Source organism: Micromonospora taraxaci (assembly GCF_007830095.1).
Taxonomy (GTDB): Bacteria; Actinomycetota; Actinomycetes; order Mycobacteriales; family Micromonosporaceae; genus Micromonospora; species Micromonospora taraxaci.
In genome coordinates, this window is the sequence record NZ_VIWZ01000001.1 from 1,128,630 (window position 1) to 1,144,792 (window position 16,163).

Below are 16,163 nucleotides of genomic sequence, written 5' to 3' on the forward strand. Positions count from 1 at the left end.
CTTCTTAAGGGAGTGTCGGGGCCCGTCCGGCGGGCGCCGCCCGGCACGGGAGAGGTGCTCCCGTGCCGGGCGGCGATTGTCGTCCCGGCGGGTACTGCGGCGTCGGTCAGCTGATGCCGGCGTCGGCGCAGAGCTTGGCGTACGCCCCGGCGCAGACCTCTTCCTTGGTCACGTAGCCGTCGGCGATGACGTCCTTGACGGTGTCCTTGTAGATGGCCTTCGGGGTGAGCAGGACCGAGGGGACGTCCCGGTCACCGTCCTTCACCGACTGGCCGGTGTCCTTCTTCTCGCCCTTGGCGAGCGCGATGGCCAGGTCGGACGCGGCCTTGGCCTCTTCCCGGACGGCCTTGTAGACGGTCATGCACTGGTCACCGGCGAGGATGTTCTGCAGGCCCTCGGTGCTGGCGTCCTGCCCGGTCACCGGCACCTTGCCGTTGAGCTTGTTCTTCTTCAGGATCGAGATGGCCGCGTTGCCGAGACCGTCGTTGGCGGCGAGCACGCCGTCGATCTTGCCGTTGGCCTTGGTCAGCTGCTGCTCGAAGATCGTCGCGGCCTGCGCGTTGTCCCACGCCGGCACCGCGTCCTCAGGGCCCTTGACGTATTCCTTGGAGTCGAACTTCGGCTTGAGCACCGAGTCGTAGCCGGCCTTGAACAGGGTGGCGTTGTTGTCGGTGGGGGAGCCGTTCAGGTACGACACGACAGGGTTCTTGACGCCCTTTTCGGTCAGGCACTTCGACAGACCCTCGCCCTGGAGCTTGCCGACGGTCTCGTTGTCGAAGCTGACGTAGTACTGGGCGGAGCCGCCGAGGGTGAGCCGGTCGTAGTCGATGGTGGCGACGCCCTGCGACTTGGCCTTGTCGAGCACGGCCTTGCCGGTACCGGAGTCCAGGTTGACGATCATCAGGGCGGTGACGCCGCTGGTGATCATCTGGTCGGCGATGGTCTGGAAGGCGGTCTTGTCGTTCTGGGCGTTCTGGATGTCGTACTGGACGCCGGCGGCCTTGAACGCCTCTTCCAGGAAGCGACGGTCCGCGGTCTCCCACCGGGCGGAGGACTTGCTGTCCGGGAGGATCACGCCGATCTTGGGGGTCTTCTTGGAGTCGGTCGAACCAGAGCCGGCGTCGTCGCCGCAGGCGGTCAATCCACCGGTCGTGAGCAGGCCCACGGCGGCGATGGTGAGGAGCCCCTTACGCATGTGCAGGGTCCTTTCGGGTGGGGGAGGTGTCGTTTTGTTGTGTCCGGCAACGTATTTCGCGTCACACCGGCTCCACAAGACCGCGCAGGTGCCAAGTTTGTTGGGAGCGATAACAATTCAGCAACGCGACTGTTACTCCCCGGCCATCCCGGAACGGGTCGGCCGTCATGGATGTCGTCAGCGGGTCTGCAGCGGCGCGGTGCGCGCGTCCGTCAGCGCCACCAGATCGGCCGCGGCCAGTTCGAGCTGCAGGCCACGCCGACCAGCCGAGACGTAGATCGTCGGGAGGTCCAGCGCGGACTCGTCCAGCACGGTCGGCAACCGGCGGCGTTGCCCGAGCGGGCTGATCCCCCCGCGTACGTAGCCGGTGGCCCGCTCGGCGACCGCCCGCTCGGCGAGCGTCGCCCGCTTGCCGCCGACCGCCGCCGCGAGCGCCTTGAGGTCCACCTCACCCGTGACCGGGACGACCGCGACGGTGAGCCCACCGTCGACCTCGGTCACCAGCGACTTGAAGACGCGCTCCGGTGCCACGCCGAGCGCCACCGCCACCAACGCGCCGTAGTTCGGGGCGTCCGGCGACACCCGGTACGGATGGGTGCGATGCGCGATCCCGCGCTTGACCAACAGTGCCGTTGCCGGAGTGCCTTGTCCCGCCACACCGACGACGCTAGACCACCGGCTGCCCGATCAGCACTGTCGGTGCGTTCGCGACCCGGGTGAGCACCAGGCTGGCCGAGGCGTCGCCGGTCAGCCGCAGGTCCCGCCGAAGCTGCTCCGGGGTAAGCGCGGAACCCCGCTTGAGGATCTCCACCCGACCCACCCCGCGATCGCGCAACAGCGCCCGCAGACGCTTGAGCGAGAACGGCAGCACGTCGGTGATCTCCAGGCAGCGCGCGTACGGGGTGCGGGTGGGGCGGTCGGCATAGAGGTAGGCGATGCTCGGGTCGCCGAGGGTGGCGTCCAGCTCGGCGGCGAGTTCGGCGACGAGGTGCGCCCGGACCACCGCCGGGTCCGGGTCGTACAGGTAGCGACGCGTCGGCCCGACAGGTGCCTCGTCGGTGCCCGAGCCGGTGAGCTGGTAGCGGCGGGTCTCGCCGCCCTGCTGCCGGTAGAGGGTGGCGCGGCGGGGCACCTCGGCTAGCTCACCGCACCAGAGCGCGGCCTCGACCAGGTCGCCGTCCACACCTACCCACTCCGCCTCCGCGCCAGCTGGAATGAGCCCGTGGTCCAGGCCCGGTGCCACCTTCACGACGGTGTGCGGCACCCGCTCGGCCAACCCCGTCACGAAATCCCACGGCGGCGAGTAGGCGCGCGGGTCGAAGATCCGTCGGCCGGTGCCGGTCGTGCGGCGGGCCGGGTCGCAGAAGACCCCGTCGACCTGGGAGACGTCGAACGCTGTGGCATCTCCGCACTCGACGGTGAACAGGTCGGCCAGGCCGGCCGCCGCGGCGTTGGCGGCGGCCATCGCGGCGGTCACCGGGTCCGCCTCCACCCCGTACACCCGGATGCCGGCGCGGGCGGCGGCCAGTGCGTCGGCGCCGAGGCCGCACCCGAGGTCGGCCAGGGTGCGCACACCGGCGGCGTGCAGCCGGGCGGCCCGACGGTCGGCGACGACCCGGCGGGTGGCCTGTTCCAGGCCGGGGCGGGTGAGGAACATCCCGGCGGCGGCCGGGCCGAACTTGCCGACCGCCCGGTGACGCAGCTCGGCCTGGGTGAGCGCCGCAGCGGCCAGCGTCGGCGGCACTCCGGCGGCGCGCAACGCCGAGGCCGCGGCCAGTGGATCACCGCCGGCAAGACCGGCCGCCGCCGTGAGCGCGGCCGACCCCTCGGGGGTACGCAGCGCCGCCAGTTGATCGAGATCCACCCGGTCATTCTCCCGGTCGAACCAAGAATCCTGGCTGGCGGGGCGCGACGCGCTGGCACTCTCCTTGACGGAGTGCTAGCCACGGAATAACCTGCGATTAGCACTCTCACCCTGAGGGTGCCAGCTTCCGGGTCTCACGACCCGGGTGCGCAACGCCAGGCGGACCGGCACCCGCGACGACGGCCCCGCCCGGTGGCATGAGGCAGATTGACGCTGGTCGGCCCCGCCGGCCAGCAACGAAACCAGTACCCCAGGAGGGTATGCCCGTGACTACCGCGACCAAGGTTGCGATCAAGCCGCTCGAGGACCGCATCGTGGTCCAGGCGAACGAGGCTGAGACCACCACGGCGTCGGGCATCGTGATCCCCGACACCGCCAAGGAGAAGCCGCAGGAGGGCACCGTCCTCGCTGTGGGCCCGGGGCGCGTCGACGACAACGGCAACCGGGTTCCGGTTGACGTGCAGGTCGGCGACACCGTCCTCTACTCGAAGTACGGCGGCACCGAGGTCAAGTACGCCGGCGAGGAGTACCTGGTGCTCTCCGCCCGCGACGTCCTCGCGGTCATCGAGAAGTAAGCAACCGATCAGTTCCATTGCCCCGGTCCGGCTCGCCGGGCCGGGGCAATGGCGCTTCGAAGGGACATTAATGGCGAAGATCCTGAGCTTCTCGGACGACGCCCGGCACCTGCTGGAGCACGGTGTCAACGCCCTCGCGGACGCGGTCAAGGTCACCCTCGGCCCGCGCGGGCGCAACGTCGTCCTGGACAAGAAATTCGGTGCGCCGACGATCACCAACGATGGTGTGACCATCGCCAAGGAGATCGAGCTCACCAACCCGTACGAGAACCTTGGCGCGCAGCTGGTCAAGGAGGTGGCGACCAAGACCAACGACGTCGCCGGCGACGGGACCACCACCGCGACCGTGCTGGCCCAGGCGATGGTTCGCGAGGGTCTGCGCAACGTGACCGCCGGGACCAACCCGGCCGGCCTCAAGCGGGGCATCGACGCGGCGGCCGTCAAGGTCTCCGAGGCGCTGCTCGGCCGTGCCGCCGAGGTCACCAGCAAGGAGTCGATCGCGAACGTGGCGACGATCTCCGCGCAGGACGCCACGATCGGCGACCTGATCGCCGAGGCGATGGAGCGGGTCGGCCGCGACGGTGTCATCACCGTCGAGGAAGGCTCCATGCTGACCACCGAGCTGGACGTGACCGAGGGTCTCCAGTTCGACAAGGGCTTCATCTCGCCGAACTTCGTCACCGACCTGGAGAGCCAGGAGTCCGTCCTCGAGGACGCTTACATCCTGGTCACCACCCAGAAGATCTCGGCGATCGAGGAGCTGCTGCCGCTGCTGGAGAAGGTCCTGCAGAACAGCAAGCCCCTGCTGATCATCGCCGAGGACGTGGACGGCCAGGCGCTCTCCACCCTGGTGGTCAACTCGCTGCGCAAGACCCTCAAGGTCTGCGCGGTCAAGGCCCCCGGCTTCGGTGACCGGCGCAAGGCGATGCTCCAGGACATCGCGATCTCCACGGGTGCCGAGCTGGTCGCCCCGGAGCTGGGCTACAAGCTCGACCAGGTCGGCCTGGAGGTGCTCGGCACCGCTCGGCGCGTCGTGGTCGACAAGGAGAACACCACGATCGTCGACGGCGGCGGCCAGAAGGCCGACGTCGCCGACCGGGTGTCCCAGATCCGCAAGGAGATCGAGGCCTCCGACTCCGACTGGGACCGGGAGAAGCTGGCCGAGCGGCTGGCGAAGCTCTCCGGTGGCATCGCCGTCATCAAGGCTGGTGCGGCCACCGAGGTCGAGATGAAGGAGCGCAAGCACCGCATCGAGGACGCCATCGCGGCGACCAAGGCAGCGGTCGAGGAGGGCACTGTCCCCGGCGGCGGTGCCGCTCTGGTGCAGATCCTCTCGGTGCTCGACGACGACCTGGGCTTCACCGGTGACGAGAAGGTCGGTGTCTCGGTCGTCCGCAAGGCGCTCGTCGAGCCGCTGCGCTGGATCGCCCAGAACGCCGGTCACGACGGCTACGTCGTGACGCAGAAGGTCGCCGACCTCGACTGGGGCAACGGCCTCGACGCCGCCAAGGGCGAGTACGTCGACCTGGTCAAGGCCGGCATCATCGACCCGGTGAAGGTGACCCGCAACGCGGTCACCAACGCCGCCTCGATCGCCGGTCTGCTGCTCACCACGGAGAGCCTCGTGGTGGACAAGCCGGAGCAGGCCGAGCCGGCCGCCGCCGGTGGGCACGGCCACGGTCACGGCCACCAGCACGGCCCGGGCTTCTGACCCGGTAGCGACACCTGTTCCGGGGCACACCGTCGTACGGCGGTGTGCCCCGGTCCGTTCTCGCGCTTTCCAGGTCATTACCGAACGCTGACGTTGTTGGCGACGGGGCGAGATGATCGCGCACACTGGGCCGATGAGCACCACGTCGCGGCGTTACGCCGCGCTGGCCGGAGTGACCGCCGCCGCCGTCGCGATCGGGATCGCCGAACCGGTGGCGGTGCTGACCGGTCCCCGGTCGGCGCCTCTGGTAGCGGTCGGCGGGGCGGTCGTGGACGCCGTCCCCGAGTCGCTGAAGCAACTGGCCATCGACATCTTCGGCACCGCCGACAAGATTGCGCTGCTGGTCGGCACGGGCCTGTTGCTGGCAGGGTTCGCCGCGCTGTTCGGTGTGCTGGCGGTCCGTCGGTTGGCGTTCGGCCTGGCCGGCATCGCCGCGTTCGGTGTCATCGGCGTGGCCGCCGCGGTGACCCGCTCCGGTGCGGACGCCTTCGACGCGTTGCCGTCGCTGGTCGGCGCCGGCCTCGGCGCCCTGGTGCTCTGGCTGTTCATCGACGGGCCGTTCGAACTGGACCCGTGGCCCTGGTCGCCACCCACCCCGACCGTGCCGCCCGCCGCGCCCGTGCCGGTGGCCCCCGTCGGGGCGGACGGCCCTGCCGAGGTCGACCCCGAGTCCCGGCGACGGTTCCTCACCGGCAGTGGGGTGCTGCTCGGCACCGCAGTGGTGGCCGGTCTCGGTGGGCGCTGGTTGGCGGGACGACGCGGCGTCTCCGCCGCCCGGGACGCGATCCGACTACCCGCACCGGTCGCCCCCGCGCCGGCCGTGCCGGCCGGCGCGGACCTCTCGCTGGCGCAACTCGCGCCGTACGTCACTCCGAACCTCGGCTTCTACCGGATCGACACCGCGCTGGTCGTACCGCAGGTCGATCCGGACACCTGGCGGCTGCGGATCCACGGTCGGGTCGGCACCGAGCGCACCTACACGTACGCCGACCTGCTGGCCCGGCCGCTGGTGGAGCGGTACGTCACGCTGGCGTGCGTCTCCAACGAGGTGGGTGGGGACCTGATCGGCAATGCCCGCTGGCTCGGCGTACCCCTGCGGGAACTGCTCGACGAGGTGGACCCGGACGAGGACGCCGACCAGGTGGTTGGCCGGTCGGTCGACGGCTGGACCTGCGGCACCCCCACCGCCGCGCTGCGCGACGGGCGGGACGCCCTCCTGGCGGTCGGCATGAACGGCGAGCCGCTGCCGGTCGAGCACGGCTTCCCGGTCCGGATGGTGGTGCCCGGCCTCTACGGCTACGTGTCGGCGTGCAAGTGGGTGACCGAGCTGGAGCTGACCCGGTTCGCCGACTTCGACGCGTACTGGGTGCCGCGCGGCTGGTCCGCCCAGGGCCCGATCAAGACCCAGTCCCGGATCGACGCGCCCCGCCGACGCAACCGGTTGACCCCCGGCCCGATCACCGTCGCGGGGGTGGCGTGGGCGCAGCACCGGGGCATCCGCCGCGTCGAGGTACGCGTCGACGGCGGGCCCTGGCAGGAGGCGACACTGGCTCCGACGGTGTCGGTGGACACCTGGGTGCAGTGGTCGTGGAGTTGGGACGCCACGCCGGGCGAGCATCGCCTCCAGGTCCGGGCGACGGACGCGACCGGCGAGACCCAGACCGAGCGTACGCAGGGCGTCGTCCCGGACGGCGCGACCGGCTGGCACACGGTGACCGTCACCGTCCGCTGACGGCCTCGGTTGGCCAGCGCACGGCCGTCCGCCTGACCTGTGCGGGTCCGATCGTGGAGATCTTGGACAGTTTCCGTCCTGCCTGAACGGAAACTGTCCAAGATCTACGAGCCGACCACCAACGATGGCCGGCACCCCGGGTGGGGTGCCGGCCATCGGTCGGGTTGTTCGGTGGGGTCAGCTGTTCCAGTACTGGCCGACCAGGTCGGCAGCCTGCTGCTCCCACTGGGCGTACGCGTCCGGGTAGGCGGAGACCTGCACGGTCTGCGCGGCCTCGGTCAGGGGCATGTCCTGCCACCCGTCGACCTGACGCAGGCCCTTGAGGAACGCGGTCGTGGAGTACTCGGGGTCGGTGATCTGCTCCGGCGTACCCCAACCACTGGACGGGCGCTGCTGGAACAGGCCCAGCGAGTCGTGGTCGTTCATGTCGCCGAGGTGGCCCAGGTTCTCCAGCTTCGACTCCTGCAAGCTCGTCGCGATCGAGATCACCGCGGCGCGCTCCGGGAGACCGGCCTTCTTCGTCGCGGCGATGATCGCCTTGACGTTGGCCGTCTGCTCGTCGTTCAGGTCGATGTGGGACTGGTTGCCCTGGGTGCCGTGCGGGATCAGCTTGGCGGTGTCCGGCTTGTCGGCCTGCACCGCTACCGCGACAGGCTTGGCGTCGTGGATGTTGTGCGCGGCGATCGGGCCGGCGAACACACCACCGGCGAACGCGAGACCAGCAACGGACAGCACGCTCTTACGCATGATCGTGTTCATGGGGGTAGCTCCTTCGGGGGTAAGGACACCCGCAGTGATGCCGCGGGTGTGAGCACCTCGTCCGGCGCTGCTAAAGGGGGAAGTCTTCAGGGGGTCGCGCCTGCGGGCGGGGGTTGCTCGCGGCGCTCGTTCGGCTACCTGCGGGCGGGGCCCGTGGTGCCGGGATCGGCGACCTACCAGGCGGTGGGTGCCGGGTCCGTGTGTAACGACCGGGGGCCGGGGCCCATTCCCGGGCCGATCCGTCGGCACCATCGGGAGGTGGTGCCTGGGGCCGGGTGGGGCGCTGAGGCGCCTCCGTGGGGATCGCTCGTGGGGACTGTAACGACCGCCCGGTGGCCGCCATTCCAACCCTGGGGTTCGGCCGGCGGGCCCTGGTACTGCGATCGTCAGGTTATGTAACGACTCCGGCCCGGCCATGATTCCGGCCCACGGGTGCGACCGGTCACAGGACGAGGTTGCCGGAACCCCGCAAACGCGACCGGCGGCCGGACGTGAATGCGCGGGACCCACGCCCGAGCGCATCAGACAGAACGGAGCGCGTCAGACCGGACATAACGGACAGCGATCACGAGTGCCGCGATCCAGGTCAGCCCGAGGCGCCGGTGCCGGCGAAACCCCGCCGCACGATGCACCCGGAAACGCCGGAACGCGCCCCCGAACCGGGGGCGCGTTCCGTGTGTCGGGTGTGTGTCGGTCAGGCCACGTTGCGTTGGATCGGAATGGTCGACTTGTGCGGGTGGCCCAGTCGGGCCTCCAGCCGCGCGACGTCGACCCGGGCGTGTCGGCGGTCTGCCAGGTCCTCCCAGCCGACGGCGAGCAGTCGCAGGCGCTCCGACTCGCTGAAGCCGCCCCACACGCCGTACGGTTCGCGAACCGACAGTGCGTGCGCGGCGCATTCGGCCCGGACCGGGCAGGCGCGACACACCGACTTGGCGGCGGATTCGCGACGCAGTCGGGAGGAGCCCCGCTCGCCGTCGGGGTGGAAGAACTGGGCGCTGTCCCGCCCTCGGCAGGCACCGAGCCGCTGCCAGTCCCAGAGATCGACGATGGGTCCGGGCAGTCTACGTACGTTCGACATCAGCACCCCTCCTCCCGCGCGGCTCCGCGAGAAATCCTTGTGGCCGGTGTCCGGGCGGCGGGCCGCGCAGGCGCACCGTTCCCGGCCTGGACCTCCCGGTACCCGGGCTGTCGTCACCTCACACGTGTGTGATCGAAAACGTCCCGCAAATTGCGGCTTTTGCCCCATCTGTCGGAAAAGTTCGAAGGATTGCCGGGAACCCCCTCCCCAGCCGACCCCGTCATGGTCTGCTCGTTGGCGGAGAGGAGACCACAGTGCGTAGCGTCCTTGTGTGCGTTCGGACACCACTCGCGGCCCAGCACCTTACTTCTGCTGCCGCGCGGCTGGGGTTGTCAGCAATCGTTCGTACCGCCGTCTCCGATCCTGAGGTGATGCTGCGGTTGGCCGAGCGGCCGGCGGACGTGGTGTTGGCCGACACGGCCCTCACGCGGCCGGACAGTGCCGGCTTCGTTCGTCGGGTCCTGGCCCGGGCGCCGCAGGCCGCGGTGCTGTTGCTCGGTACCGAGGAGCCCGAGGCGGCGGCGGCGACCATCAGCGCCGGTGCCCGGGGCCTCATCCAGAACGTCGACCACGACCTGACCAGCGCGGTGGCCAAGGCCCTGCTGCTGCTCACCGCGCCCGGTCGGGCCTCCCGGCAGCGGATCACCGACCCGGCCCGCAACGCCGCGGCGGTGGGCGGGTCCGGTCGCTCCGGGCCGTCGCCGCGTGGCTCCGGTGAGCCCGGCTGGGCGGCCACGCCCGGCGAGGGGGCGGCGGGAGTGCCGTCGGTACCGGTGCAGCGGGGGGACGACGAGGCCGAGTCGGCCACCGGCGAGTCGTCGACGGACCAGACCGATCCGCCCCGCCCCGCCCCGAACGCCCGCCCGAGCCGTGCGTCGATCGGCCTCACCGAGCGTGAGCTTCAGGTGCTGCTGGGCATGGCCGAGGGCAAGAGCAACGCGGAGATCGGCCGGGAGCTGTTCGTCTCGGAGGACACCGTCAAGACCCACGCCCGGCGGTTGTTCCGCAAGCTCGGCGCGCGGGACCGGGCGCACGCGGTGGCGGCGGGCTTCCGCGCCGGCCTGGTCGCCTGACCGAACGGCGGCGTCACCCGGCGGCGGTCGGGGTGCCCGGCTCGTCCTCGGTGCCCTCGGAGAGGGTGTCGTGCACGCCGTCGGCGTACCCCCGGGCGTAGTCCCAGGTCACGTAGTGGTCCGGGTCGGGGTCGTAGGCGGGCTCGTGCACCCGGGGGCGACCCGAGTTGAGCAGGTGGCGCAGGTTGCCCCGGAGCAGGTCCCAGTCGAAGTAGTGCGGCTCTCGACAGTCCTCGCATTCGATCACCAGCCCGCGAACCCCGATCGGGGCCAGCAGGGCCTGGTAGATCTCCAGGTCGGCGAGGTCTTCCAGCACATCCTGCCGCTCGACGTCGGTCAGTGGATCAGGCGTCGCGTCATCGCCCGGGTCGTCCAGATCCGCTGTGGGATCGGCCGGGTCGCCATTGAACGGGTCGATGGGCTCGTCGTGCACCCCTTCACCGTAGACCCAACGCGGCGCGGACGTCCGCCCCCCGGCCGCGCGCCGGGCCGGGCCGCCACGGACGGGTCGCCCAGCTCACTGGGTACGATGAGGCGACGTGCCGGCACCGTGGCGCGCTCCGGTGCCCGCCCGCGCCACCTCGCTGAAGCCCATCCGAGCAGCTCAGGGGAGCAATCGTGGAAAATTCGCCCAGCACCGATCTTCCGGCCGGCGCCGAGCACGCCGACCTGGGCGGCCACCTGCCCGAGCTGCCGGCCGGCTCCGCCCGGGTGGTTCCGCTCGGCCTCACCTTCGACGACGTGCTGTTGCAGCCGGGCGAGTCGGACGTGGTGCCCAGCCGGGTCAACACCCGGACGAAGCTCACCCGCAACGTCGAGTTGTCGATTCCGCTGCTCTCCAGCGCGATGGACACGGTGACCGAGGCCCGGATGGCGATCGCCATGGCCCGCCAGGGCGGCATCGGCGTGTTGCACCGCAACCTGTCCCTGGAGGACCAGGCGCTCCAGGTCGACCTGGTCAAGCGCTCCGAGTCCGGCATGATCACCAACCCGGTGACCGCCAGCCCGGACGACACGCTGCGCGAGGTCGACGAGCTGTGCGGGCGTTACCGCATCTCCGGGGTTCCGGTGGTGGACGGCGACGGCCAGTTGGTCGGCATCGTCACCAACCGGGACATGCGTTTCGTCTCCGAGCCGAACACCCCGGTCCGCGAGATCATGACTCACACCCCGCTGATCACCGCCCGGGTGGGGGTCAGCAAGGACGACGCGCTGGCGCTGCTGCGTCAGCACAAGGTCGAGAAGCTGCCGATCGTCGACGACTCGGGTCGGCTGCGTGGCCTGATCACCGTCAAGGACTTCACCAAGAGCGAGCAGTACCCGGACGCCAGCAAGGACGACGCCGGTCGCCTCCGGGTGGCCGCCGCCATCGGCGTCGGCGAGGACGCGTACAAGCGGGCCCGTGCCCTTGTCGACGCGGGCGTCGACGTGCTGATCGTGGACACCGCGCACGGCCACCAGCGGGCCGTGCTGGACATGGTCCGCAGGCTCAAGGCCGACGTCACCGTCGACATCATGGGCGGCAACGTGGCCACGTACGCCGGCGCGAAGGCGCTTGTCGACGCCGGCGCCGACGGCGTCAAGGTGGGCGTGGGGCCGGGCGCGATCTGCACCACCCGGATCGTCGCCGGGGTCGGCGTGCCGCAGGTGACCGCGATCATGGAGGCGGCCAGGGCCGCCCGTCCGGCCGGCGTGCCGGTGATCGGCGACGGCGGCATCCAATACTCCGGCGACATCGCCAAGGCCCTGGTGGCTGGCGCCGACACGGTGATGCTCGGCAGCCTGCTGGCCGGCTGCGAGGAGAGCCCCGGCGAGCTGATCTTCGTCAACGGCAAGCAGTTCAAGACCTACCGCGGGATGGGGTCGCTGGGCGCGATGCAGTCCCGGGGCCAGGCCAAGTCGTACAGCAAGGACCGTTACTTCCAGCAGGACGTGCTCAGCGACGACAAGCTCGTCCCGGAGGGCGTCGAGGGCCAGGTTCCCTACCGGGGGCCGCTGTCCCGGGTGGCCCACCAGCTGGTCGGTGGGCTGCGGCTGGCCATGGGGTACGCCGGTGCGGAGAACATCCCCGATCTGCACCGCCGGGGCCAGCTCATCCGGATCACCGCGGCGGGTCTGAAGGAGAGCCACCCGCACGACATCCAGATGACCGTCGAGGCGCCCAACTACCACACCCGCTGACCCACCACCCCCAACCACCTGGAGTCCCCCATGCGTGACGTGGTCGAGATCGGGCTGGGCAAGACCGCGCAGCGCGGTTACCACCTGGACGACATCGCCATCGTGCCGAGCCGCCGCACCCGGGACGTCGATGACGTCTCCACCTCCTGGCAGCTCGACGCGTACCCGTTCGGCATTCCGTGCGTCGGCCACCCCTCCGATGCCACCATGAGCCCGGCCTCGGCGGTGCGGCTCGGTCAGCTCGGCGGCCTCGGCGTGCTCAACGTCGAGGGGCTCTGGACCCGCTACGAGAACCCGACGAAGGTGCTGGAGGATCTGGCCGGCCTCGACGAGGACGCCCGCGCCACCAAGCGGCTCCAGGAGGTGTACGCCGAGCCGATCCGTCCGGACCTGATCGCCGAGCGGGTTCGTGAGCTGCGGGCCGGCGGCGGCACTGTGGCGGTGCGGGTCTCCCCGCAGCACACGCTGGCGCTGGCGCCGGTGATCCTGGACGCCGGGGTGGACATCCTGGTCATCCAGGGCACCATCGTCTCGGCCGAGCACGTGTCGACCACCGACGAGCCGTTGAACCTCAAGGAGTTCATCGCCGACCTGGATCTGCCGGTGATCGTCGGCGGCTGCACGGACTACAAGACGGCGCTGCACCTGATGCGTACCGGCGCGGCCGGTGTGATCGTGGGCATCGGCGGCGACGAGTGGTCGACCACCGAGTCGGTGCTGGGCATCCGGGTGCCGATGGCCACCGCGATCGCCGACGCGGCGGCGGCCCGTCGCGACTACCTCGACGAGACCGGTGGCCGGTACGTGCACCTGATCGCCGACGGTGACATGCAGACCTCGGGCGACATCGCCAAGGCGCTGGGGTGCGGCGCGGACGCGGTGATGCTCGGTGAGCCGCTGTCGCTTTGCGACGAGGCCCCCGCCGGTGGTGCCTGGTGGCACTCGGCGGCGAGCCACCCGTCGTTGCCGCGGGGCGCGTTCGAGGTTGCCGGTGAGCCGCTCGGGTCGATGGAGGAGCTGCTCTTCGGGCCGGCGGACGAGGCCGACGGTCAGCTCAACCTGTTCGGTGGGCTGCGTCGGGCGATGGCCAAGTGCGGCTACCGCGACCTGAAGGAGTTCCAGAAGGTCGGCCTGGTCCTCGACCGCTGACCCTTCCGACCAACGTGCGAAGGCCGGCCCGTACGGGCCGGCCTTCGTCGTGTTCAGCCTGCCGTCACTTCTCGACGTAGATGGTCAGGTCGGACATGTTGCGGTAGCTGCTCGCCGCGAAGTCGAGCGACTGGCCCTTGTTGTCGACGCCGCCGGGGGCGGTGTCCATCTCCCAGTTGGCGTGGTGGAAGTTGCGCTCGCCGATGGTCTGGAAGAACTGCTGGAAGTTGATGTCGCCGTCGCCGAGCGGGACCATCTGGTGACCGTTGGGGACGCTGGTGTCCCGGTCGCCGTCCTTGGCGTGGAAGAGCGGGAACCTTGTGGTCCGGTCGGCGACGGTGAGGATCGGGTCGAACAGGTCGGTGACCTCCTGGCCGGCCCCGTTGACGTACTTCTGGTGCCGATAGCGGGCCACGTAGGCCCAGTAGATGTCGAGCTCGAAGAAGACGTACCGCGGGTCGGTGATCTCGAAGAAGTATTCGAGTCGGCGGATGCCGGACGACCGGGTCTGCCGGCCCTGCGCGTCGCGCGGGCCACGGTCGATCAGGAAGCTGTACGCGGCGTCGTGGTTGTGCGTGTAGAGCCGCATGCCCCGGGCCTTGGCCTGCCTGCCCAACTCGTTCCAGATGTCCGCGGCGGCGTCCCACTCGGCCTTGTACGCGCTGTTGGTCGGGTCGCTGCCGGTGCCGATGTTCTTCATGCCGAGTTCCTCGGCGATGTCCAGCTGTTGCTGGAAGGTGGCCGGCTGGATCGTGGCGTGGGTCCCGTTGGCGACCAGGCCGTTGTCGTCGAGGATCTTGCGGATCTCGGCCGGGGTGATCTGCCGGCCGAGGATCTCGGTGCTTTGCGTGTAGCCGGCGAACTCGATCTCCTTGTAGCCGATCTCGGCGAGCCGGGCGAGGACGCGCTCGAAGCCGTAGGGCACCCCGCTGTCGTCCGGCGCGGCGGTGATCCGGTCGCGGACGCTGTAGAGGATGATGCCGCGGTTGCGGGCCGGGATCAGCGGCTCGACCCGCAGCTTGCTCGCGTTGGGGTTGGCGAGTGCGGGGGTGCCGGTGGCGAGGACCGGCAGGCCGGCCGCGCCGATCGCGGCGGCGGCTCCGGCGGAGGCGGCGAGCAGGGACCGGCGGCTCAACCGGGGGGTGGGGGTGGCGTCGGGTGCGGTGTGGTCGGGCATGGTTCCACCTTTCGCGACGGTGGTCGGGACCAGACACTAACGTCGGTCTAAGTCGAAAGAAAGTGAAGATCGATCACTACTTTTGTTTGTTCCAACGAAAGTGACTGATGATCGTCGATATTGACCGCGCGACCGGTGGCGCTGACTACGCTCGTCCTGACCGCGATGCGGCAGGAGGAGTGTGCATGGCCCGGACCCGACGGACACCGGCCGCCGGTCGGCTGACCACCACGGCCACCGCTCTGACCTGCGTGGTCGCGCTGCTCACCGCCGGCTGTACGGGCGACAGCGACGGTTTCCGGCCCGGTGCCGCCGACGCCGGCGATCCGTACGTGCCGGGGCACGGCAACGGCGGCTACGACGTCACGCACTACGGCCTCGACGTCCGCTACGACCCGCCGACCGACCGGCTGACCGGGCGGGCCGTCATCACCGCCACGGCCACACAGGACCTGTCCCGCTTCAATCTGGACCTGGTCGGCCTGGACGTCGCCACGGTGCGGGTGGGCGACGCGCCGGCCGACCACCGCCGCAGCGACGGTGAACTCGTGGTGACCCCACGCGACGGGCTCCCACGTGGCCGGCAGTTCACAGTGACCGTCGACTACGCGGGCGTGCCCACCGCCGTCGAGGACGGGTCGTTGGGCAGCGGCGGCTTCCTGCACACCGCCGACGGGGCTGTCGCGCTCGGGCAACCCGACTCGGCGGCCACCTGGTTCCCGGTCAACGACCACCCGTCGGACAAGGCCAGCTTCGACCTCGCGGTGACCGTCCCGGACGGTTTGGCCGCACTGAGCAACGGGGTGCCAGGTCCAAAGAGCAGCGCCGACGGCTGGACCACCTGGCGATGGTCGGAGCGCACGCCGATGGCGAGCTACCTCAGCACGCTCGTGATCGGCGACTACCGGGTGGTGACCGGCACCCACGCCGGCCGGCCGATGGTCACGGCGGTGGCGGCGAGCCTGCCGGCGACCGGTGCCGCGGCCAGCTCACTGGCCCGCACCGGGGAGATCGTCGACTTCCTGGCCAGCCGCTTCGGGCCGTACCCGTTCGAGTCCTACGGCGGGATCGTGATCGCCGACGAGCGCATCGGGTACGCGCTGGAGACCCAGTCGCGCCCCGTCTACGGGCCCGCCTTCTTCGCCGACGACCGGCCCAACCCGGGCGTCGTCGCGCACGAGCTGGCCCACCAGTGGTTCGGTGACAGCGTGTCGCTGACCAGATGGGGCGACATCTGGCTCAACGAGGGCTTCGCCAGCTACGCCGAGTGGCTGTGGGAGGAGCACGACGGCGGCCGGACCGCCCAGCGCAACTTTGAACTCCAGTACGCGAAGACCGACTGGTCGCAGCCGTCGGTCGAGCCGGGCCGGGAGCTGATGTTCGGCACGGCCGTCTACAAACGCGGGGCGCTCGCCGTGCACGCGTTGCGCCGGACCGTTGGTGACGACACGTTCTTCCGCATCCTGCGGACCTGGACCACCGAGGGGGCGACGGGCAACGCGACCACAGCGGATCTCGTGACGCTGGCCGAGCGGGTGGCGGGCCGGCAGTTGCGACCGCTCTTCGACGCCTGGCTGGTGGGTGGGTCCGCCCCCACACTGCCGTGACGGAGCCGTGATCACCGGTCGATATGCTCGCCGCCTGCGAGCAGCGGAAAGCCGTGGTCTCG

14 protein-coding genes are annotated in these 16,163 nt (G+C 70.5%); 7 read left to right on the top strand and 7 right to left on the bottom strand.

Annotated features, from left to right (window positions below):
* Positions 1-106: 106 nt before the first annotated feature.
* From FHU34_RS05415 to FHU34_RS05425, 3 genes are all read right to left on the bottom strand, one after another.
* On the bottom strand, positions 107-1,195 hold the full coding sequence (locus FHU34_RS05415) for a sugar ABC transporter substrate-binding protein (protein WP_145778960.1): 1,089 nt from the start codon (positions 1,193-1,195) through the stop codon (positions 107-109).
* Positions 1,196-1,372: 177 nt separating this feature from the next.
* Positions 1,373-1,852, bottom strand: coding sequence for a Cys-tRNA(Pro) deacylase (gene ybaK, locus FHU34_RS05420; protein ID WP_145778961.1), 480 nt, complete (start codon positions 1,850-1,852; stop codon positions 1,373-1,375).
* 10 nt (positions 1,853-1,862) lie between these two features.
* Positions 1,863-3,059, bottom strand: a complete 1,197-nt coding sequence (locus tag FHU34_RS05425; RefSeq protein WP_145778962.1) for a THUMP-like domain-containing protein — start codon at positions 3,057-3,059, stop codon at positions 1,863-1,865.
* A gap of 260 nt (positions 3,060-3,319) precedes the next feature.
* Between FHU34_RS05425 and groES the strand changes: the two genes are divergently transcribed.
* The 3 genes from groES (at position 3,320) to FHU34_RS05440 (ending at position 7,077) form a co-directional block, all read left to right on the top strand.
* Entirely contained in the window at positions 3,320-3,634 is a 315-nt protein-coding gene (gene groES / locus FHU34_RS05430) for a co-chaperone GroES (RefSeq protein ID WP_030330046.1), read from the top strand.
* Positions 3,635-3,704: 70 nt separating this feature from the next.
* Complete coding sequence (gene groL, locus FHU34_RS05435; protein WP_145778963.1) at positions 3,705-5,345, top strand: chaperonin GroEL; 1,641 nt, start codon at positions 3,705-3,707, stop codon at positions 5,343-5,345.
* A gap of 133 nt (positions 5,346-5,478) precedes the next feature.
* Positions 5,479-7,077: a molybdopterin-dependent oxidoreductase gene (locus FHU34_RS05440; RefSeq protein WP_145778964.1), complete on the top strand. Its 1,599-nt coding sequence runs from the start codon at positions 5,479-5,481 to the stop codon at positions 7,075-7,077.
* Between the two features lie 177 nt (positions 7,078-7,254).
* Here the strand turns inward: FHU34_RS05440 and FHU34_RS05445 are convergent, their stop codons facing one another.
* Both FHU34_RS05445 and FHU34_RS05450 read right to left on the bottom strand, forming a co-directional pair.
* Positions 7,255-7,836 (bottom strand): hypothetical protein, encoded by a 582-nt coding sequence (locus FHU34_RS05445; RefSeq protein WP_145778965.1) that lies wholly within the window; start codon positions 7,834-7,836, stop codon positions 7,255-7,257.
* A 694-nt stretch (positions 7,837-8,530) separates the two neighbouring features.
* Complete coding sequence (locus tag FHU34_RS05450; protein WP_088991383.1) at positions 8,531-8,914, bottom strand: WhiB family transcriptional regulator; 384 nt, start codon at positions 8,912-8,914, stop codon at positions 8,531-8,533.
* Between the two features lie 254 nt (positions 8,915-9,168).
* Here FHU34_RS05450 and FHU34_RS05455 point away from each other — a divergent pair, with 254 nt between their 5' ends.
* Positions 9,169-9,987 carry a helix-turn-helix transcriptional regulator gene (locus tag FHU34_RS05455; protein ID WP_145778966.1) on the top strand — a complete coding sequence of 273 codons (819 nt, stop codon included), beginning with the start codon at positions 9,169-9,171 and terminating at the stop codon, positions 9,985-9,987.
* Between the two features lie 13 nt (positions 9,988-10,000).
* Here the strand turns inward: FHU34_RS05455 and FHU34_RS05460 are convergent, their stop codons facing one another.
* Positions 10,001-10,420 (bottom strand): DUF5319 domain-containing protein, encoded by a 420-nt coding sequence (locus FHU34_RS05460; protein ID WP_145778967.1) that lies wholly within the window; start codon positions 10,418-10,420, stop codon positions 10,001-10,003.
* A gap of 185 nt (positions 10,421-10,605) precedes the next feature.
* Here FHU34_RS05460 and guaB point away from each other — a divergent pair, with 185 nt between their 5' ends.
* Entirely contained in the window at positions 10,606-12,168 is a 1,563-nt protein-coding gene (gene guaB, locus FHU34_RS05465) for an IMP dehydrogenase (protein ID WP_145778968.1), read from the top strand.
* Between the two features lie 30 nt (positions 12,169-12,198).
* A complete protein-coding gene (locus tag FHU34_RS05470) occupies positions 12,199-13,317 on the top strand; it encodes a GuaB3 family IMP dehydrogenase-related protein (protein WP_145778969.1) in 1,119 nt (372 codons plus the stop codon).
* A gap of 64 nt (positions 13,318-13,381) precedes the next feature.
* Here the strand turns inward: FHU34_RS05470 and FHU34_RS05475 are convergent, their stop codons facing one another.
* Positions 13,382-14,494 carry a sugar phosphate isomerase/epimerase family protein gene (locus FHU34_RS05475; RefSeq protein WP_167524765.1) on the bottom strand — a complete coding sequence of 371 codons (1,113 nt, stop codon included), beginning with the start codon at positions 14,492-14,494 and terminating at the stop codon, positions 13,382-13,384.
* Positions 14,495-14,679: 185 nt separating this feature from the next.
* On the opposite strand from FHU34_RS05475, the gene FHU34_RS05480 reads away from it, so the two are divergent.
* Positions 14,680-16,101, top strand: a complete 1,422-nt coding sequence (locus FHU34_RS05480; RefSeq protein ID WP_145778970.1) for a M1 family metallopeptidase — start codon at positions 14,680-14,682, stop codon at positions 16,099-16,101.
* Positions 16,102-16,163 lie beyond the last annotated feature (62 nt).